Here is a 17701-nt window from a genome sequence, read left to right as displayed (position 1 = left end):
TCTGCCCTGTCGGTTCCCTCGATGGCTTCACGCGGTTCCATACCGTTTGCGCAGGTGATCGACGAAATACACGGCGTTGAGCTTTTCGCCAGTGGCGCGTTCGAGCAGGTCCGGCGTCGACCAGCGCGAGCCCTGCGACCATATCTTCTTGCGGCGCCAGTCATTGATATCCGTGAAATTCCCTTTCGCCAGGTCGTCATCTGCGGAAGGATGTTCGCGCGTCAGCGCGGCCCATTGCTGCGCCGCCATCATCGCGCCCAGCGTGTAGGACGGGAAGTAGCCGAAGGCGGCACCCGGCCAGTGCACGTCCTGCATCGGCCCGTCGGCCGGATTGTCCAACGTGGAGAGGCCGAGATAGTCGCGCATCTTGGCGTCCCAGGCTTCGGGCAAATCGGCAACCTCCAGCCTGCCCGAGACCAGCTCCTGCTCCAGCTCGTAGCGCAGGATGACATGCAGGGGATAGGTCACCTCGTCGGCATCGACGCGGATCAGGCCGCGCTCGACGCGATGCACATGCGGCAGGAGATCGTCGAGCGACCAGGCCTCGCCGAGATGCTTTTCCACCACCGGTAGCGCCCAGCGCCAGAAGGCGGGATTGCGGCCGATCTGCTTTTCGACGAACAGGCTCTGGCTTTCATGCACGGCCATGCCGCGCGCCTTGCCGAGCGGCCAGTGCGACCACGCCTTCGGCAGGTTCTGTTCATAGAGCGCATGGCCGGTCTCGTGCAGCACGCCCATCAGCGCCGACAGGAAATCCGATGTCTTGTAACGGGTGGTGATGCGCACGTCGCTGGGCACGCCGCCGCAGAAGGGATGGTGCGATACCGACAGCGAGCCGTGCGTCAGGTCGAAACCGACGGCCGCCATCATGGCAAGGCCAAGCTCGCGCTGCTTGTCGATCGCGTAGGTGCCTGAGAGCGGCTTCAGCGGATGCTTGCGCAGCCGCGCCTCCTGGATCGCCAGCGCCTCCGGCACGAATCCCTTGAGGAAGGCTTTCAGGTCGGCGAAGACGGGGGTGATGTCGGCGGTACGGTTGCCGGGATCGAATTGCTCCATCAGCGCATCGTAAGGGGCGAGGCCGAGCACGTCGGAACGCAGGGCCGCCTCTTCGCGCACCAGCGCCACCACGCCCTCGAGCGCCGGCTGGAAACCCGCCCAATCGTTCTTGGCGCGCAGGTCGCGCCACAGCTGCTCGCAACGCATGCGCGCCGTCGTCTGGCGTTCGACGAATTCGACCGGCAGGCAGGTCAGGTTGGTGTATTGCCGCCGCAGTTCGCCGAGCGCCGCACGCTGCTGGTCGTCGAGCGCCTCGCCTTCGGCGGTGGCGATCCAATCGGCGATTTCCGGGGCGGTCGCCCTGGTGTGGTACATGCCGGCCAGTGCCGCCATCGCCTCGGCGCGCTTCTCGCCGCCGCCGACGGCCATATGCGTGGCTTCGTCAGCGCCGAGGATGGCCAGCGCATGCTCAAGCGCTTCGAGCTTGTGGCCGAGGTCGTCGAGTTTCTGAAAGGACATGGCGGCTTCCGTGATTGAGGACGGCGCGAAAAGACACCAACGCAAAAGCGTTGGCAACCCTCGGATGCCCTCCGGCGGATGCATCTTGCGCAGGCGATGCCACACATGAAATGCTGCCGGCAACGCATGAAGGGGGAGCAAATGATCGGCAACATCCTGGTCGGCCTGGCGGCCTTGATCCATGTCTACATCGTCTATCTCGAGATGGTGCTGTGGGACACGCCGCGCGGGCACAAGACATTCCGCCTGACGCCGGAATTCGCCAGGGCGTCGAAGGTGCTCGCCGCCAATCAGGGCCTCTACAACGGATTTCTCGCCGCAGGCCTGATCTGGGGGCTGTATCTCGGCGCCGCCGGTTTTCAGGTCAAGGTCTTCTTCCTGTTGTGCGTGGCCATTGCCGGCCTTTACGGCGCGGCAACGGCCGGCCGCAAGATCCTGTTCATCCAGACCGTGCCGGCGGTGGTCGCCCTGATCGCGGTCTGGCTCGGTTGGTAGGCAGGCCGGGCTGGTGAGGAAAAAGGACGCCCGCGGGATTGGGGTCCCGAAGGCGCCAGGTGGTCCCTTCCTCTTGGACCTTGCCGGAGGCCTCAGCCGTTCGGATAGGCTCCGCCGTCGGCGCCGTCACCCATCAGGAAACCGCTGCCGGTATCGACCCGCAGCCGCTGGTCGACATTGTCGAGGCGGCGCAGCAGGTCATGGTATTGCGCTGCCGGTATCCTGCCGTGATCGGACGCGGCTATCTTTTCGGCCGCCTGCCTGATGCGGGCGGTGCGCATTTCCAGGCGCTCCGCCACCGCCGGGGTGATGTTGTTGGCCTGCCTGGCGTCGACTATGCCGTGGCGGATGCCCTGAGCCTGTTCGATGAGAGCCTCGACACGCGGGCCGGTCATGTCTGTCGGGTCCGTCGCCTCGAGAGCGCCCTTGTGATGGCCTGCGGCATAGGCGCCGGCGAGCGGGGCGACAATGAGAACCGTGGCAAGCGTTGCCGTCTTGAGAGGTGCTGATGTGCGCATGGGGCGCTTCCTCCTGCTGGGAAGGGGGCGGTCGCGCCGCCTCGCCTTCCGACCGTTTGGGTCGTCCAGTTCCGTCGCGTCGCGATGGGAGGCATCGCCGGCGGTTCTCGGCCCTGAGCGGCAAACTAGGAGCGCTCCGGCGCGAAGTGTAATTAAAAAAAGATAATCTTTTCAGGCCTTGCCGGCTACACTCTGCGCCCTAGAGTTGAGCGGCGAACAAATTCGCGTGAGTTCGCGTGATGAGAAATCAACGTTCGGTGAGCTTCAGTTCAATGCGGCGGTTTTTGTTGCGCGCTTCGTCGGTGTCGGCGGGGTCGAGCGGCTGGAACTCACCGAAGCCGGCGGCGACCAGACGGTTGGCCGGCACGCCGTTCTCGATCAGGAACTTGACCACCGAGGTCGAACGCGCCGTCGACAATTCCCAATTGTCGCGGTAGCGGCCGGTGCCGGAGAGCGGCTTGTTGTCGGTATGGCCGTCGACGCGCAGCACCCAGTTGATCTCGGGCGGGATTTCCTTCTGCAACTCGATGATGGCGTCGGCGAGCTTCTTCATCTCGACCTTGCCGGCATCGTTGATCACCTCGGAGCCGGTCGGGAACAACACTTCCGACTGGAAGACGAAGCGGTCGCCGACGATGCGGATATTCTCGCGGTCGGCGAGGATCTCGCGCAGGCGTCCGAAGAAGTCGGAGCGGTAGCGGTTCAATTCCTGCACGCGCTGCGCCAGGGCGACGTTCAGCCGGCGGCCGAGATCGGCGATCTTGGTGTTGGAATCGCGGTCGCGGGCTTCGGACACGTTGAGGGCGTCTTCAAGCGCGCCGATCTGCTTGCGCAGCGCGGCGATCTGCTGGTTGAGGATCTCGACCTGGCTCAGCGCCTGCTGGCTGATCTGGCGCTGGCTGTCGAGTTCGCCCGAAAGCGCCGCGGCGCGCTGGTTGGCCTGGTCGCCGGCGCCGGCGCCTTGCGCCAGCAACTGTTCGAGCCGGCTCTTCTCGGCCTCGGCCGCCGACAGCGACGCCTGCAGGTTGGCGAGCGAGTCCTCCTTGTCCTGCGCTGTCGAGCGCTCCAGCGCCAGAAGTTGCGTCAGTTCGTTGATCTGCGAGTTGAGGCGGTTGAGCACCGTGTCCTTGCCGGAAATCTCGCGGCCGAGCAGGAACTGGGCCAGCACGAAGACGGTGAGCAGGAACATGATGGCGAGCAGCAGCGTCGACAGCGCGTCGACGAAGCCCGGCCAGTAGTCGATGCGGCGGTCGGCGCGCCGTCTTGCTAGCGCCACGTCAGTGGACCCCTTGCTTCTTCAGCGCGTCGGCGATCTTCTCCAGCGTGTTGCGCATCGCCTTCTGCTCGTCGGACTGGGCCTCGACCCAGTCACGCATGATCTGTTGTTCCGAACGCATGTTCTTGACCAGGCCGGAAATGCCGTCGGCGAGATTGGCCATGGCGGTGGCGACGCGCGGATTGGAGCCGCCGCCATTCTCCTGCATGCTGCGCAGGCGCTCCGACAGCAGACGGATTTCGTCGGATGGTTCGCTCTTGGCCTGATCGGAGACGACGATGTCGGAGGAGAGATCGGTGACCGAGGACAGCCAGTTCTCAAGCTCGGTGTAGAAGCGCGTCTGGGCGCGGCCCGCCTGCAGGTCGAGGAAGCCGAGCACGAGCGAGCCGGAGAGGCCGAACAGCGAGGACGAGAAGGCCGTACCCATGCCGGCCAGAGGCGCTGCAAGCCCTTGCTTCAGCGAATCCAGCACGGCGGCGGCGTCGCCGCTGCCGGGATCGAGCGCTTCGATGGTTTCGCGAATCGAGCCTATCGTGTTCAGCAGGCCCCAGAAGGTGCCGAGCAGGCCGAGGAACACCAGGAGGCCGACCAGGTAGCGCGAGGTGTCGCGGCTTTCGTCGAGGCGCGTGGCGATGGAATCGAGCATGGTGCGCATCGAGGAGGTCGAGAATGCCATGGTCGAGGAGCGGCCGATCATGGCTTTCATCGGCGCCAGCAGCACCGGCTCGGTGGTCTCCGAACCGGCGCGGAAGGAGTTGAGCCAGCGCACTTCGCGAAACAGCCGCCCGACCTGGGCGAAGGCAAGCAGGATGCCGACCGCCAGCACGCCGATGATAAGACCGTTGAGCCCGGGATTGGTGACGAAAGCCGTCGAGATCTGTCGCGTCAGGATAGCGGCAATGAAGGCGACGATGGCCAGGAAGATGACCATGGTCAGCAGGAACACCTGCGGACTCGACAGTTTATGCGGATCGTAGATCAGTACGTCGGAGCGCCTGCCCATGCCGAAGGATCTGAGAAAAGCCATCCGTGCCCCGTTTCGCTGCCGCTGCCGCCGATCACGTCGTTCGCGACTCTAAACGCAATTGTGACCAAATTGAATGGCGCTTGGCAATATTGCCGCGAGCGGATCAGAAACGGTTTATCACCAGACAGTCGACCATGGCCGCCAGATGCAGGCCTGCGCCGGTGACGACGAAGCCGTGCCACAAGGCGTTGTGAAAGCGCAGACCCTTCCAGGCGAAGAAGATGACGCCGCAGGAATAGACGACGCCACCGGCAACGATGAGCACGATCGACGTCGTCGGCAGCGTCGCGACAAGCGGCTTGACCAGGACGATGCCGCTCCAGCCGATGGCGAGATAGAAGACGATCGCCAGCCGGTCAAAACGGCCGGGAAAGCCCACCTTGATGGCGATGCCCGTCGCCGCCGCGATCCAGACCAGCACGATCATCCAGCGGGCCAGCGGCGACGCGTCGAGCTGGGCCAGAAAAGGCGTGTAGGTGGCGGCGATGAGAAGATAGATCGCGGCGTGATCGAAGCGCCGCAGAACCCATTTGGCCGGCGACGTCACCGGCCACAGATTGTAGGCCAGCGACACCGAGAGCACGGTTAGCAGCGAAACGACATAGAAGGCGGCGGCGATGTACTCGCCAGGTCCGACGCGAAACGCCGCCAGCGCCAGCAACGCCGAGCCGGCCGCGATCGCCAGCGCGATGCCGACAGCATGGACAATGCCGTCGGCGATCATCTCCGCGCGGGAGTAGTGCCAGCGCCCGACAAAGGGGATTTCGATTTGCGGCGGGATGTTGGTCATCGATCGTCCTGCATCACCCCATATCTGGGCAACCGCCGGACAGTATTTCAAGCTCAGGTGGCGGTTTTGCGACCGCGGCCGTTCAGTGCGGCGGGAGGGCTTTAACGGGGTGCCAGGGGCTTTTTCACCGTCTTCAGCAGCGCACGCTGGATGACCTCGTTGCCGGCAACGACGGAGCCGTTGTCCAGCATGTCCTGCCCGCCATCCATGTCCGAGACGAAACCGCCGGCTTCGCGGATCAGGAGCAGGCCGGCGGCGATGTCCCAGGCCGACAGGCCGGTTTCCCAGAAACCGTCCATGCGGCCGGCAGCGACATAAGCGAGATCGAGCGCGGCGGAACCGAGACGGCGCACGCCCGAGACCTCGGCCATGACGTTACGCAATTCCACGAGGAAATTGCCGTGGTGGCCGCGTCCCAGATGCGGCATGCCGCAGCCTATCACCGTGTCGACCAGCTTGGTGCGGCCGGCCACGCGCAGCCGGCGGTCGTTCATGAATGCGCCGCCGCCGCGCTCGGTCGTGTAGAGCTCGTCCATGGCCGGGTTGTAAATGACGCCGGCTACGATCTGGCCCTGCCGCTCCAACGCGATCGAGACGGCGAAAAGCGGAATGCCGTGCAGGAAATTGGTGGTGCCGTCGAGCGGATCGACGATCCAGCGGTGCTGGCTGTCTTCGCCTTCCACCGCGCCGCGCTCTTCCATCAGGAAACCGTAGCCCGGACGCGCCTTCGACAATTCGGCAAAAATGATGTCCTCGGCCTTGCGGTCGGCCTGGCTGACATAGTCGCCGGGTCCTTTCAACGAGACCTGCAGGTTCTGGACCTCGCCGAAGTCGCGCGACAGCGAGCGGCCGGCCTTCATTGCGGCCTGGACCATGACGTTGAGAAGGGCTGAGCGTGCCATCGTATGTCTTCCTGCTGCAGCGCGTCAGTCGGCGCGGCGCACGTAAGTGATTTCGTTGGTGTCGACGATGATGCGTTCGCCGGCGCCGATGAAGGGCGGCACCAGCACGCGAATGCCGTTCTCCAGCACCGCCGGCTTGTAGGAGGATGCAGCCGTCTGGCCCTTCACCACCGGGTCGGCCTCGGTGATGGTCAGGGTCACCTGATCGGGCAGCGAAATGCCGATCGGCCTCTCCTCATAAAGCTGGACAGTCACCATCATGCCGTCCTGCAGGAACGCGGCGCGGTCGCCGACGAAATCCTTGTTCAGTTCGAGCTGTTCGTAGCTTTGGGTGTCCATGAACACCAGCGCGTCGTCCTGCTCGTAGAGAAAGGAAAAATCCTTCAGGTCGAGGCGGATCTGTTCGACCGTCTCGGCCGAGCGGAAGCGCTCGTTGAGCTTGGTGCCGTTGATGAGGTTCTTCAGTTCGACCTGGTTGTAGGCGCCGCCCTTGCCGGGCTTGACGGTGTTGGTCCTGACCGCCACCCACAGGCCGCCATCATGCTCGATGACGTAGCCGGGACGGATTTCGTTGCCATTGATCTTGGCCATGATGGGGTGATCCGGAATGAGATTTTCGCCGGGACTAGCGATTTAGGGGCTCCCAAGACCACAAATCGTCCGGAGAGGCAAGGGACGCCGGATCGGCCCCAACCGGTCAGTCGGTATCAGCCTCGATCTTGATGGCTTCGCCGACGGTCTTTGCAATGGCCTCAACGACCTTCGCCAGCCGGTTGAGATGTGGCGAGCGCAATGCCACGACCTGCAATGAAAGGTCGACACCTTCGAGATCGACAAGCGCGAGGCCGTCGGGAAGTCCACGCGTCGCGAGCCGCAACGGCATGAGGCCGAGGCCGTGTCCCCGACGGACCCATTCCATCTGCATCGCCGGATCCTGAATTTCCGCCGCCACAATGAGCAGATGCCGTTCACCGCCCAAACTGGAGAGGAGCGTCTGACGCGCGTCGCAAGGCTCGGGGCTGAGAACCCAGGGCATGCTGGTCCGAGCGTCCGCGAGATGGGCGCCGGCTTGCGCTATGATGCAAAGACGTTCGGTGCCAAGCGCGTCCGGGCCTTGATGACCGGCAGGTCGCAGAACGATCGCCATATCGAGTTGACCGCGTTCGAACTGCTCGACCAGCTCAGCGCTCCAACCGGTCTTGAGCCGCAACGATATCTTTGGAAACGCAGCGGCGGCGCCGGCGACAGCGCCCGCAACGCTTGCATCGGACAAGCCATGCGCCAGGCCGACACGCAGCACGCCCTGCGGCTCGGCGTCGGCGGCGAACGCTTTCAGAGCTTCGACCGAAGCCAGTATGTCCTTTGCCCGCGCCAGCACCTCCAATCCCGCCGCAGTCAGCCGCGGCGGCTTCTGCCGGCGATCGAGAAGCGTTGTCGCGAGCATATCCTCCAGCCGCTGCATCTGCCGGGTGACGGCCGGCTGCGTCAAAGGCAGGCGGCGGGCCACATTCTGGATCGAGCCTTCCTCGGCAAAGAGGACAAGCGTGCGCAATTCTTCCAGCATCCTTTGGTCCTCAAATGCATAATCATTTTGATTATTATGAATTTGAGATCAAGGTGCCGGCAAGCGATTTTCCTTTCGACGGACTTTCAAAAGGAAAGGGAAGACAATGAAGGCAATCGAATTGCAGGCCCCCGGCGGCATCGACAATCTCAGACTGGTCGAGCGGCCGATGCCAGAACCGGGCCGCCAGGAGATGATCATCAAGGTCAAGGCAACAGCGCTCAACTACCGCGATGTGGAGATCGCCCGTGGCAGCTACCACACCGCCTTTGCGCTGCCGCTGATACCGCTTTCGGACGGTGTGGGCGAAGTGGTCTCGGTTGGCGCCGAAGTGACCCGGTTCAAGGTCGGCGACCGCGTTTGCGGCACGTTCTGGCAGCGCTGGGTCGGCGGCAGTTTTGCCATGGCCGAGCCGTCCTATCAGCGTGGCGGCCCCATCGACGGTTTGCTCAGCGAGTTCGCGCGGCTGGACGAACAGGCGGCCGTGCTGGCGCCGCCACATCTGAGTGATGTCGAGGCGGCGACATTGCCTTGCGCCGCGGTCACTGCCTGGCATGCGCTGTTCACCGAAGGCCGGTTGAAACCGGGCGAGACAGTGCTGAGCCTGGGCACTGGCGGCGTCTCGTTGTTTGCCGTGCAGTTCGCCGCGGCAGCCGGCGCACGGGTCATCGTCACGTCAAGCAGCGACGACAAGCTCACGCGGGCAAAGGCGCTTGGCGCGCATGACGGCATCAACTATCGCGACAATCCCGATTGGTCGTCAGCCGTGCTGGCGCTGACCGGAGGCCGCGGCGCGGACCATATTATCGAGGTCGGCGGGCCGCAAAGCTTCACCCAGTCGCTGAAGGCTTCGGCGCGCAGCGCCCAGATCAACGTCATCGGCTATCTCGGCGGCAACGAAGGGTCGATCAATCCGCTCGACATCTTCCGCCGCCAGGTCAAGGCGCGCGGCATACCCGTGGGCTCACGCGAATCCTTCGAGGCAATGAACCGAGGCCTGACAGTCAACCGGATAAGACCCGTGATCGAGAAGGTATTTGCCTGGAAGGACGCGGCGGCAGCCTTCCGGTACCTCGAACACGGCTCGCCCTTCGGCAAGGTCGTCCTCGATCACACGCAATGATCCACCAACCGCCGTCACGGCAAACGATTCGCCTTCTGCAGGGCCTGTTTGGTCTGGTCGTCGCTCAGTCCTTGCAGGAAATCATCCATGTCGGGGTCGATCAGACCGGCGCGGCGGGCGGCGATGTACCAGGCGCCGGCGAGCACCAGGTCCGGGTCGGTACCGATGCCTTGCATGTAGAGTTTTGCCAGCCGGTTCCGCGCGGCGACGTTGCCGCCCTCGGCTGCCTGCTTCGTCCAGCCGAAAGCCGATTTCAGGTCGCGGACACCGCCGCGGCCCTCGATCATCCAGGCGGCGAGATCGATCTGCGCGGTGTCGTAGTTCTGCCGCGCGGCCTGGGCGAGGAAGCGTCTTGCCTGCGCGTCGTCGCGCGGCTTGCCGCCGACGCCGTTGGCATAGATCTGGGACATGGCGTATTGCGCGTCGGCGAGGCCGGTCGCGGCGGCGCGCTCATAATAGGAAACCGCCTTGGCCAGACCCGCATCGCCGGGATCCTGCTGAACCAGCATCTGCGCGAAATTGAACTGCGCCAGCTGGTTGCCGGCTTCGGCGGCAGCCTGCATCAGGGCGTAGGCCTCTTTCGGGTCCTTCTTGACGTAACGGCCGTCGAGCAGCATCAGCGCATACTGGAACTGCGCCTCAGGCACACCCTGTTCGGCGGCAAGCGCATACCATTTCGAGGCTTCCGCCGCATTCAGCGGCACGCCGAGCCCGCGCGACAGGATCTCGGCCACCAATGTCTGCGCCGCCGGGTCGCCATTCTGGGCGCGGGTCAGCGCCAGGTTATAGGCCGTTTTGTAGAGCCCGCGCTGGAAGGCGCCATAGGCCGCATCCGCCGGCTTGGCGCCGAAGCGGTCGGGATTGATGCTGTCAACTGAGGGCAGCGGTGCCGGCTCCGCCGTGGTGGCGGGCTGCGGCAGCTGCTTTTCGATCGGCTTGTCGGTGTGCAGGCCGGTTTCAGGCTTGGGCTGTGGCTGGGGTATGGGTTCGGCGGCGGCGGCCTGGATCATGACCGCTGCAAGCAAGGCCTGAAGGGGAAGCCTTACCGAAGTCACATCAGTCCTCGAAGCGCGGCGCGGTTTCGTCGAGCAACGCGTTGGCACGGGCCACGGCGGTTTTCGGATCGACGCCGTCGGCGAACACCGCGCTCGACAGCGCGACGAACTCGGCGCCGGTGGCGGCCACGTCCTCTACGGAAGCCAGATCGGATCCGGCCATGACGATGCAGGGGATCTGGATCATCTGCGCCCACCACTCGCCCAGCGACAGGTTGCGCGGATGCGGCTCCGGCTTGTTGTCGTAGCCGAAGCGGCCGAAGAAGATGTAGTCGGGCCTGACCTCGCCAAGCTCGAGCGCGTCGTCGCGCTTCTTGGCGCCGCCGGTGCCGACCATCATCTTCGCCTGGAAATGTTCGATCGTTTCGGCCAGTTCGGCCTTGGACGCCTCGACATGGATGCCGTCGGCCTGGACACGGCCGGCGATGCGGGTGTCGCCGGCGATGATCACGGCCACGCCCGCCGCCTGCGCCGTCGGCACGATCTGTTCGGCAAAGGCCTGGAAGGAGGCCTCGTCCATGCCGTTTTCGGGCAGGATCAGCGAAGCGACGTCACCGCCGTCGAATGCGGCGGCGATACGGGCGGCCGGCACGCCGGGCGGCGCGATCAGCACGATGCGGCAACGATTTGGGGGTGTGGCGTCGTTCATGGTTCTTCGATCCCGGGTTTCGCCTATGCCGGGCGAAGATGGTTGCATTGCGGCATAGAGCAAACTGCCCGCTTTGAACAGGCGGGCAGTCGGGATCGCGTTTCCTGGCCGCCGGGCGGCGCCTGCCCTACTTGACCGGCTCAGGGCTCGCGGTGACCGGCTTCGATTTCCACAAGGACCAGCCGAGATTCATGCCGGCGGCAGCCACCAGGATTGCGGCGGCGCCGGCGACCTGGCTGAGATGCAGCCGATGGCCGAAAGCCACGACATCGACCAGGATGGCGACGACCGGATAGATGAAGGACAGCGATCCCTGCAGATGCGTCGGCAGCTTCTGGATGGCGCCGTACATCAATATGTACATCAGGCCGGTGTGGACGATGCCGAGCGTCGCCAGCATGGCCCAGCTCCACGGATCGGCGGGAAGACGCGAGAGATTGGCGAAGGGCGCCAGCATGACGACGCCGACGCAGACCTGGATCAGCGCGATCAGATGCGGCGGCGTGCCCTTGAGCTTCTTGGTGACGATGGCCGCGACGGCCCAGAAAAAGGCCGCGGCCAGCGCCATGAGGATGCCGGCAAAATAGTTGGTGCCGACATCGCCGGCGTCAGGGGCGGCCTCGACGATCAACACCATGCCGGCAAAGGCTATTGCCAGCCATGTCAGCTTGGTCAGCGTCAGCCGTTCGGCGAAGAAGAACGCGCCGAAGCCGACCAGCATGAAGGGCTGGGTGTTGTAGACGGCGGTGGCGATCGAGATCGACGCGCGGGAGAAGGCGCTGAACAGGAGCAGCCAGTTGATGACGATGGCCGCGCCGCCAAGCGCGGCGAGGCCGATGACGCGCAGCGACAGCCTGCCGCGCAACAATCCCAGGCAAGCGCAGATGATCAGCAGCGTCACCGCGCCGAACGCGCAGCGCCAGAACACCACGTCCATGATCGGCTGGCCGGACATGACGACGAACCATCCGATCGTCCCGAGGATCGCCATTGCGGCCGACATTTCGACCGTGCCACGTACCATATCGTTCATGATAATCTCCGAGCCCATTTTGACGCGGCATAATCTCATGCGAGATGGGCGCTTTCCACCTGATTGGAAAGGTTGTATGATTGTATGACCTAATTATATTAGGCTACTTCCGCGAATTTGTGAGAAATCTGAAATGCTTGACGATCTCGACCGAAATCTCCTCGAAATCCTAGTACGGGATGCGCGGACTTCACTGAAGGAACTGGCTGCCAAGGTCGGGCTGTCGTCGCCAAGCGTTTCGGAGCGGCTGCGACGGCTCGAGGAGCGCGGCGTCATCCGGGCGTTCACAGTCGAGATCGATCCGCTGGCGCTCGGCTATACGCTGCAGGCGATCGTGCGCATCCGGCCTTTGCCGGGCAAGCTGCACATCGTCCAGAAACTGATCGAGGAGATCGCCGAGTTCGGCGAATGCGACAAGGTGACCGGTGACGACTGTTTCGTCGCGCGGCTGTTCGTGCGCTCGATCGGCGACCTCGACGGCATTCTCGATCGCATTGCCGACAAGGCCGAGACCAGCACCGCCATCATCAAGGCGCAGCCGATCCGGCGGCGGCCGCCACCGCTCGGGGTTCCATCTTCTTCGTCTTGACTCCGTATGGCAGTGGTGGACAGGCGCGATCAGTCCACTAAATGTCAGCCCGCCAGATGATTTGCCGAGAGACGAGGAAGACATGGCACAGAATATCTACGACCAACCGGATTTCTTCGCTGGCTACAGCCAGCTTGGCCGGTCGATCGAAGGCCTTGGCGGCGCCGCCGAATGGCCGGCGCTGCGCGCCATGCTGCCGGACCTCGGCGGCTTGCGGGTCGTCGACCTCGGCTGCGGTTTCGGCTGGTTCTGCCGCTGGGCGCATGAGCATGGGGCGAGCCATGTCCTGGGGCTGGACCTGTCGGAGAAGATGCTGGCCCGGGCGAGGGCCGCCGGCCCGGACACCGGCATCATTTATGAGAGGGCCGACCTCGACCAGCTCAGCCTGCCGCGAGCCGGCTTCGATCTCGCCTACAGCTCACTTGCGCTGCATTATGTCGAGGATGTCGCGCGGCTGTTCAGCACGGTGCACAAGGCGCTGTCGCCCGGCGGGCATTTCGTCTTCTCGACGGAGCATCCGATCTACATGGCTCCGACCAGGCCCGGCTGGGCGGTCGATGCCGAAGGCCGCAGGACATGGCCTGTCGACCGCTATCTGGTGGAGGGTCCACGCAAGACCGACTGGCTGGCCAAGGGCGTGGTGAAACATCATCGCACCATCGGCACGACGCTGAACGCGCTGATCGTGTCCGGTTTCGCGATCGAGCATGTCGAGGAGTTCTGTCCGACAGACGCGCAGATCACGGCCAGGCCGGAACTGGCGGAAGAGCTCGATCGGCCGATGTTCCTGCTGGTCTCGGCCCGGCGATAGGCACGAGCCGGACATTGGCAGGTGTTCGGCAACCTGTCGGGATTTACAGTCGCCCCAAGCGCAATTCTGGGCTATTCAGGCGTTGACGCCTTCCCTCCAGACCAGCTCCTCCCCATGTCAGGCCTGCTTCTCGATCCGTGGTTCTACGCGGCCGCCATTCCGGCGGTCATTCTGGTCGGCCTGTCCAAGGGCGGCTTCGGCGGCGCCGTCGGTTTCGTCGGCGTGCCGCTGATGGCGCTGACCATGCCGCCGGTGCAGGCAGCCGCCATCCTGCTGCCGATCCTGTGCCTGATGGACATTGTCTCGGTGTGGACATGGTGGGGCGTCTACGACCGCAAGATGCTGGTCGACATGATGCCGGGCGCCGTCATCGGCATCGGCCTTGGCTGGCTGACGGCGGCTTTGGTCACCGAGGAAGCGGTGCGGCTCATCGTCGGCGCCGTTGCCATCATCTTCGTGCTGCGCTGGCTTTATCTGCAGTTCCGCCATGGTGCCGACCACGCCGCCGAACCCAACCGCGTGGCTGCGGCGATCTGGGGGACGGTCGCCGGCTTCACCAGCTTCGTCGCCCATGTCGGCGGCCCGCCCTTCCAGGTCTATGCGCTGCCGATCCGGCTCGACCCCAAGGTCCTGTCGGGCACCGCTGCGATCTTCTTTGCCGCGACCAATGCGCTGAAGCTCATCCCCTATTTCGCGCTCGGCCAGTTCGACACCGCCAACCTGACGGCGTCGGCCGTGCTGATGCCGCTGGCGCCGCTTTCGACGATCGCCGGCGCCTGGCTGGTGCGGCGCATGCGGCCGGAGATTTTTTATCCCTTCACCTACGCGACCGTGGCGGTCGTGGCGCTGAAGCTTTTGTGGGACGGCCTCGCCGGCCTGATGTAGACAGGCGAGGCGGCTCGCCGGCCGCTCTCACCGTCAGGGAGATCAGGCGGCGCTCGGCACGAGGCGACGGCTGCCGCCAAAGGCCAGTATAGCGCCCGCTGCCATGACCAGCGCCATGCCGGCGAGGGTGCCGATATCATGCATGGTCGGCTTGAGCACCATGTCGGCGACGATCACCAGCATCACCGCATAGTCGAAGCGTGCCGCGCTCATCATGCGCTGGCCGATGGCCAGAACAGCCGGCGTGATGCCCTCGTTGGCGATCATCGCGCCCATGCGCTCGCCGGTCGGCTTGAAGATTAGCATGCCGATCGAGAAGGTCGTGGCGTAGCCGGCCAAGCCGATGATGATCCACAGGTCGGAGAAGCCGACCCAGAAGCCGCACATGATGAGGCCGAAGATCAGGGTCAGCATCGACATCGGCGCGAAGAAACGCCCGCCCAGCTGCCCGCTGGCCCGTATCGCCTGAAGCTTGTCCTCGATGTTGCCGGCGCGCTCGGCAAGCACGCCGAGGAGGAACAATACGAAGCCGCCTCCGACCCACAAAATGGCCGAGGTGACGTGGAGGAATTTGACGATCGAGTACCAGTCCATGGCTTGCTCCGGGTAGGTTTGCGGTGGAGCGGATTTGCGCCAGCCGTCAGAGGAGCGGGCGTTTAGCGCGGCGCGTGTTTCGGAACGATGTCGCGGAAAACCCGGCTCTGTTTCGGCTACCTTTTTCGCGGGCATAAGCTGCAACGACCGCAGATGCCCAGATTCGTTTCTGCTAATATACGAAGTGTCGGGAGGGGTTTGGCGCGACATCGTCCGGAAACATTGCCAATGCTAGTGCGCCGACGCCGGGAGCCGGTGGCGACAGGAATCGCCTGACAATCAACCCATTCCCGCAGACGGGAAGAGGCAATCGAGGGGACATATGCAAGGGGTAGCACGGAATTTCTTCACGCTGGCCATCATCTATGCGCTGTGCGGCATGGCGCTCGGCCTGTCCATGGCGATCAGCCAGGACCATGGCCAGATGCCGACTCACGCCCACACGATGGTGGCCGGATGGCTGATGTCGGCGGTCTTCGCCTTCTTCTACCATCTGTTTCCGGCGGTCGGGCAAAAGACGCTCGCCGTCGTCCATTTCTGGCTGACGGCGATCAGCGGCATCGGCCTGCTGATCGGGCTCTACTTCCTGCTTGCCGGCAATGCCGCGATCGAACCGATGGTGGCGGCGTCCTCGATGGGGTTCTACGCGGCCATGCTGCTGTTTGCCTTCATCGCCTTGCCGGCCGTCTGGAAGAAGGCCTGAATGAGCTTCGGGGCTGTGCTGTTACGGCACAGAAAGGGGGCATTCGGTCAAAAAACATCGGGGCCGTTAAAGGTTCATTAAGCTTTACAGGCGTTTACTATGCGCATCCAGTGATCTGGATTCTTACCGAGTGGTTGGAGCCACTTTGTTTGACGCCTCCCTGTTAAACTCCTGAGAGCCGCCTTATCCGCGGCTCTTTTTTTGTCCGCATTCCGGGGACCCTGACGCAACGGCTCGCCGTTAACCTTCTGTTAAACATGTGCTTGCCTTCACCCCGTGCAAAGCGCATTTTCAAGCTTCAGTCAGATAGGGTGCCGGGTGTATCGGCAGAGAACCGAATCGGCCGGTTGCAAGTGCAGGGGCGTATCAATGAACGAGCCTTCGAAGGGCAGTGCGAACACCGTCAAACTGGCGGAGCGTCGGGTTTTTTCGCACTCCTTCAAGCCGCTCTACCAGGAAGGCATGGGGCTGGTCGAACAGGCGGCCGAGTATCTCGACGGCAAGGGCCGCGCCGAGGCCAAGAAGCTGTCGCGGCTGGCGGCCACGCTCTACGCGGCCGAATCGATGCGGCTGACGACCAGGCTGATGCAGGTGGCCTCATGGCTGCTTTTGCAGCGCGCGGCCAATTCCGGCGAGATGACCCGCGACCAGGTCGCTTCGGAAAAGTCCAAGGTGCGCCTCGATACCGCTTCCGCGCATGATGAAGCCGCCGGCTGGGCCGAATTGCCCGAGGAGTTCCTCGACCTGGTCAACCGCTCGCTTCGCCTGCAGGCATTGGTGCGCCGCATGGACGACGAGATCTACGGCGCCGGCGCCGTGGTCGACATGCAGCCGATGGGCCGCCGGCCCAATCCGGTTTCCGACCAGATCAGCCTGCTCAACACGGCGTTCGCCCGCAACTGAGCGGCTTCGGACTATTTCCCGCCGGATATGCCTCCGTTTCCGGTTTGTTCACATTTCGCTGGCATCGCTGTCCCCCGGAGGTAAAGTGACCGGATGGGGGACGCGATTCGCATCATCGGCATCGATCCGGGGCTCAGGCGCACCGGCTGGGGCATCGTAGAGAGCCTCGGCAATTCCTTGCGCTTCGTCGCGTCCGGCACGGTGCGCTCCGAGGACAAGGCGGCGCTGGCGACGCGGCTCTGCCAATTGCATGACGGGCTCGCCGAAGTCCTGCATGCGGCAATGCCGCATGAGGCGGCCGTCGAACAGACCTTCGTCAACAAGGATGCTGTGGCAACGTTGAAGCTCGGCCAGGCGCGCGGCATCGCTATGCTGGTGCCGGCGCGTGCCGGCCTGGTCGTCGCCGAATACGCGCCCAATGCGGTGAAGAAGGCGGTCATTGGCGTCGGCCATGGCGACAAGAAGCAGATCCACATGATGGTGAAAGTGCTGCTGCCCAAGGCGACCTTCGACACCGAACATGCCGCCGACGCGCTGGCCATCGCAATTTGCCACGCGCACCACCGGCAGAGCGCTGCCTATCGGATGGCGGCATTGGCATCGTGAGGAATTGTTGGGCATGATCGGCAAGCTTAAGGGCACGCTGGACGAGATCGACGAGGATCATTGCCTCGTCGACATTCATGGCGTCGGCTATATCGCCTACTGTTCGGCGCGCACACTGGCAGCGCTGCCTTCGCCCGGCGAGGCGGTGGTGCTGTTCATCGAGACCTATGTGCGCGAGGACATGATCCGGCTTTACGGCTTCCAGTCGGCGCTGGAGCGCGAATGGTTCCGGCTGTTGATGAGCAATGTGCAGGGCGTCGGCGCCAAGGTGGCGCTCGCCATCCTGTCGACGCTGGCGCCCGCCGATCTGGCCAATGCGATCGCGCTGCGCGACATCGCCATGGTTTCCCGCGCGCCTGGTGTCGGCAAGAAGGTGGCCGAGCGCATCGTCACCGAATTGAAGAACAAGGCGCCGGCCTATGCGGGCGCGGCCTCGGGCACCATCGGCCTGAAACAGGAGCTCGGTGAAGGTGTCGCCCCGGCCCCGATCACCGACGCGGTCTCGGCGCTGGTCAATCTCGGTTATTCGCGCGACACCGCCGCCAATGCGGTGGCCGCGGCGCTGACGACGGCGGGCGAGGACGCGGATGCCTCGAAGCTTATCCGCTTCGGGCTGAAGGAACTGGCGCGGTGAGGGCTCGCTTGCCCCTCCTCTTGCCATAT

At 64.2% G+C, this 17701-nt stretch carries 21 protein-coding genes; 9 read left to right on the top strand and 12 right to left on the bottom strand.

Features of this window, described 5'->3' with window-relative positions; all coding sequences use genetic code 11:
• Nucleotides 1–27 precede the first annotated feature (27 nt).
• Complete coding sequence (locus CK228_RS28035) at nt 28–1515, bottom strand: carboxypeptidase M32 (RefSeq protein ID WP_095789949.1); 1488 nt, start codon at nt 1513–1515, stop codon at nt 28–30.
• Between the two features lie 141 nt (nt 1516–1656).
• Between CK228_RS28035 and CK228_RS28030 the strand changes: the two genes are divergently transcribed.
• The gene (locus CK228_RS28030; protein WP_095789910.1) at nt 1657–2010 is read left to right on the top strand and encodes a DUF1304 domain-containing protein; all 354 of its coding nucleotides are present in this window, start codon (nt 1657–1659) and stop codon (nt 2008–2010) included.
• Between the two features lie 92 nt (nt 2011–2102).
• Here the strand turns inward: CK228_RS28030 and CK228_RS28025 are convergent, their stop codons facing one another.
• From CK228_RS28025 to CK228_RS27995, 7 genes are all read right to left on the bottom strand, one after another.
• The gene (locus tag CK228_RS28025; protein WP_095789909.1) at nt 2103–2528 is read right to left on the bottom strand and encodes a hypothetical protein; all 426 of its coding nucleotides are present in this window, start codon (nt 2526–2528) and stop codon (nt 2103–2105) included.
• 247 nt (nt 2529–2775) lie between these two features.
• The gene (locus tag CK228_RS28020) at nt 2776–3804 is read right to left on the bottom strand and encodes a peptidoglycan -binding protein (RefSeq protein WP_095772037.1); all 1029 of its coding nucleotides are present in this window, start codon (nt 3802–3804) and stop codon (nt 2776–2778) included.
• A 1-nt stretch (nt 3805) separates the two neighbouring features.
• The gene (locus CK228_RS28015; RefSeq protein WP_095772038.1) at nt 3806–4831 is read right to left on the bottom strand and encodes a MotA/TolQ/ExbB proton channel family protein; all 1026 of its coding nucleotides are present in this window, start codon (nt 4829–4831) and stop codon (nt 3806–3808) included.
• A gap of 103 nt (nt 4832–4934) precedes the next feature.
• On the bottom strand, nt 4935–5621 hold the full coding sequence (locus tag CK228_RS28010) for a hemolysin III family protein (protein WP_095789908.1): 687 nt from the start codon (nt 5619–5621) through the stop codon (nt 4935–4937).
• 101 nt (nt 5622–5722) lie between these two features.
• Nucleotides 5723–6523 carry an inositol monophosphatase family protein gene (locus CK228_RS28005; RefSeq protein ID WP_095789907.1) on the bottom strand — a complete coding sequence of 267 codons (801 nt, stop codon included), beginning with the start codon at nt 6521–6523 and terminating at the stop codon, nt 5723–5725.
• 24 nt (nt 6524–6547) lie between these two features.
• Nucleotides 6548–7114 carry an elongation factor P gene (efp, locus tag CK228_RS28000; RefSeq protein WP_032932086.1) on the bottom strand — a complete coding sequence of 189 codons (567 nt, stop codon included), beginning with the start codon at nt 7112–7114 and terminating at the stop codon, nt 6548–6550.
• Nucleotides 7115–7220: 106 nt separating this feature from the next.
• Complete coding sequence (locus tag CK228_RS27995; RefSeq protein WP_095789906.1) at nt 7221–8087, bottom strand: LysR family transcriptional regulator; 867 nt, start codon at nt 8085–8087, stop codon at nt 7221–7223.
• Between the two features lie 106 nt (nt 8088–8193).
• Here CK228_RS27995 and CK228_RS27990 point away from each other — a divergent pair, with 106 nt between their 5' ends.
• On the top strand, nt 8194–9210 hold the full coding sequence (locus CK228_RS27990; protein ID WP_095789905.1) for an NAD(P)-dependent alcohol dehydrogenase: 1017 nt from the start codon (nt 8194–8196) through the stop codon (nt 9208–9210).
• A gap of 14 nt (nt 9211–9224) precedes the next feature.
• Here CK228_RS27990 and CK228_RS27985 read toward each other — a convergent pair whose 3' ends face one another.
• The 3 genes from CK228_RS27985 to CK228_RS27975 form a co-directional block, all read right to left on the bottom strand.
• Nucleotides 9225–10265: a tetratricopeptide repeat protein gene (locus CK228_RS27985; RefSeq protein ID WP_095789904.1), complete on the bottom strand. Its 1041-nt coding sequence runs from the start codon at nt 10263–10265 to the stop codon at nt 9225–9227.
• Between the two features lies 1 nt (nt 10266).
• Nucleotides 10267–10914, bottom strand: a complete 648-nt coding sequence (locus CK228_RS27980; protein ID WP_095789903.1) for a thiamine phosphate synthase — start codon at nt 10912–10914, stop codon at nt 10267–10269.
• 127 nt (nt 10915–11041) lie between these two features.
• Nucleotides 11042–11947: a DMT family transporter gene (locus CK228_RS27975; RefSeq protein ID WP_095789948.1), complete on the bottom strand. Its 906-nt coding sequence runs from the start codon at nt 11945–11947 to the stop codon at nt 11042–11044.
• Between the two features lie 133 nt (nt 11948–12080).
• Between CK228_RS27975 and CK228_RS27970 the strand changes: the two genes are divergently transcribed.
• From CK228_RS27970 to CK228_RS27960, 3 genes are all read left to right on the top strand, one after another.
• Nucleotides 12081–12536 (top strand): Lrp/AsnC family transcriptional regulator, encoded by a 456-nt coding sequence (locus tag CK228_RS27970; RefSeq protein ID WP_095789902.1) that lies wholly within the window; start codon nt 12081–12083, stop codon nt 12534–12536.
• An 82-nt stretch (nt 12537–12618) separates the two neighbouring features.
• A complete protein-coding gene (locus CK228_RS27965; protein ID WP_095789901.1) occupies nt 12619–13347 on the top strand; it encodes a class I SAM-dependent methyltransferase in 729 nt (242 codons plus the stop codon).
• Nucleotides 13348–13461: 114 nt separating this feature from the next.
• Nucleotides 13462–14232: a sulfite exporter TauE/SafE family protein gene (locus CK228_RS27960; RefSeq protein WP_095789900.1), complete on the top strand. Its 771-nt coding sequence runs from the start codon at nt 13462–13464 to the stop codon at nt 14230–14232.
• Nucleotides 14233–14274: 42 nt separating this feature from the next.
• On the opposite strand, the gene CK228_RS27955 is transcribed toward CK228_RS27960, so the two are convergent.
• A complete protein-coding gene (locus CK228_RS27955) occupies nt 14275–14826 on the bottom strand; it encodes a DUF2269 family protein (RefSeq protein WP_095789899.1) in 552 nt (183 codons plus the stop codon).
• Nucleotides 14827–15148: 322 nt separating this feature from the next.
• On the opposite strand from CK228_RS27955, the gene CK228_RS27950 reads away from it, so the two are divergent.
• From CK228_RS27950 to ruvA, 4 genes are all read left to right on the top strand, one after another.
• Nucleotides 15149–15529 (top strand): hypothetical protein, encoded by a 381-nt coding sequence (locus CK228_RS27950; protein WP_095772049.1) that lies wholly within the window; start codon nt 15149–15151, stop codon nt 15527–15529.
• Between the two features lie 369 nt (nt 15530–15898).
• Nucleotides 15899–16432 carry a DUF1465 family protein gene (locus CK228_RS27945; RefSeq protein ID WP_095772050.1) on the top strand — a complete coding sequence of 178 codons (534 nt, stop codon included), beginning with the start codon at nt 15899–15901 and terminating at the stop codon, nt 16430–16432.
• Nucleotides 16433–16525: 93 nt separating this feature from the next.
• Nucleotides 16526–17038: a crossover junction endodeoxyribonuclease RuvC gene (gene ruvC, locus CK228_RS27940; protein ID WP_095772051.1), complete on the top strand. Its 513-nt coding sequence runs from the start codon at nt 16526–16528 to the stop codon at nt 17036–17038.
• Nucleotides 17039–17051: 13 nt separating this feature from the next.
• Nucleotides 17052–17672, top strand: coding sequence for a Holliday junction branch migration protein RuvA (ruvA, locus tag CK228_RS27935; RefSeq protein ID WP_095789898.1), 621 nt, complete (start codon nt 17052–17054; stop codon nt 17670–17672).
• The last annotated feature ends 29 nt before the right edge of the window (nt 17673–17701 follow it).

It is taken from the genome of Mesorhizobium sp. WSM4312 (assembly GCF_002294875.1).
In the GTDB taxonomy this organism is placed as follows: Bacteria; Pseudomonadota; Alphaproteobacteria; order Rhizobiales; family Rhizobiaceae; genus Mesorhizobium.
The sequence above is the reverse complement of the archived record's forward strand: the minus strand, read 5'-3'. Positions and strand labels throughout refer to the sequence as shown.

What these genes read in the sequence shown, in the direction of transcription:
- CK228_RS28035 (WP_095789949.1), bottom strand. Translation starts at nt 1,515, where the DNA reads ATGTCCTTTCAGAAACTCGACGACCTCGGCCACAAGCTCGAAGCGCTT.
- CK228_RS28030 (WP_095789910.1), top strand. Translation starts at nt 1,657, where the DNA reads ATGATCGGCAACATCCTGGTCGGCCTGGCGGCCTTGATCCATGTCTAC.
- CK228_RS28025 (WP_095789909.1), bottom strand. Translation starts at nt 2,528, where the DNA reads ATGCGCACATCAGCACCTCTCAAGACGGCAACGCTTGCCACGGTTCTC.
- CK228_RS28015 (WP_095772038.1), bottom strand. Translation starts at nt 4,831, where the DNA reads ATGGCTTTTCTCAGATCCTTCGGCATGGGCAGGCGCTCCGACGTACTG.
- CK228_RS28010 (WP_095789908.1), bottom strand. Translation starts at nt 5,621, where the DNA reads ATGACCAACATCCCGCCGCAAATCGAAATCCCCTTTGTCGGGCGCTGG.
- CK228_RS28005 (WP_095789907.1), bottom strand. Translation starts at nt 6,523, where the DNA reads ATGGCACGCTCAGCCCTTCTCAACGTCATGGTCCAGGCCGCAATGAAG.
- efp (WP_032932086.1), bottom strand. Translation starts at nt 7,114, where the DNA reads ATGGCCAAGATCAATGGCAACGAAATCCGTCCCGGCTACGTCATCGAG.
- CK228_RS27995 (WP_095789906.1), bottom strand. Translation starts at nt 8,087, where the DNA reads ATGCTGGAAGAATTGCGCACGCTTGTCCTCTTTGCCGAGGAAGGCTCG.
- CK228_RS27990 (WP_095789905.1), top strand. Translation starts at nt 8,194, where the DNA reads ATGAAGGCAATCGAATTGCAGGCCCCCGGCGGCATCGACAATCTCAGA.
- CK228_RS27980 (WP_095789903.1), bottom strand. Translation starts at nt 10,914, where the DNA reads ATGAACGACGCCACACCCCCAAATCGTTGCCGCATCGTGCTGATCGCG.
- CK228_RS27975 (WP_095789948.1), bottom strand. Translation starts at nt 11,947, where the DNA reads ATGAACGATATGGTACGTGGCACGGTCGAAATGTCGGCCGCAATGGCG.
- CK228_RS27970 (WP_095789902.1), top strand. Translation starts at nt 12,081, where the DNA reads ATGCTTGACGATCTCGACCGAAATCTCCTCGAAATCCTAGTACGGGAT.
- CK228_RS27965 (WP_095789901.1), top strand. Translation starts at nt 12,619, where the DNA reads ATGGCACAGAATATCTACGACCAACCGGATTTCTTCGCTGGCTACAGC.
- CK228_RS27960 (WP_095789900.1), top strand. Translation starts at nt 13,462, where the DNA reads ATGTCAGGCCTGCTTCTCGATCCGTGGTTCTACGCGGCCGCCATTCCG.
- CK228_RS27955 (WP_095789899.1), bottom strand. Translation starts at nt 14,826, where the DNA reads ATGGACTGGTACTCGATCGTCAAATTCCTCCACGTCACCTCGGCCATT.
- CK228_RS27950 (WP_095772049.1), top strand. Translation starts at nt 15,149, where the DNA reads ATGCAAGGGGTAGCACGGAATTTCTTCACGCTGGCCATCATCTATGCG.
- CK228_RS27945 (WP_095772050.1), top strand. Translation starts at nt 15,899, where the DNA reads ATGAACGAGCCTTCGAAGGGCAGTGCGAACACCGTCAAACTGGCGGAG.
- ruvC (WP_095772051.1), top strand. Translation starts at nt 16,526, where the DNA reads ATGGGGGACGCGATTCGCATCATCGGCATCGATCCGGGGCTCAGGCGC.
- ruvA (WP_095789898.1), top strand. Translation starts at nt 17,052, where the DNA reads ATGATCGGCAAGCTTAAGGGCACGCTGGACGAGATCGACGAGGATCAT.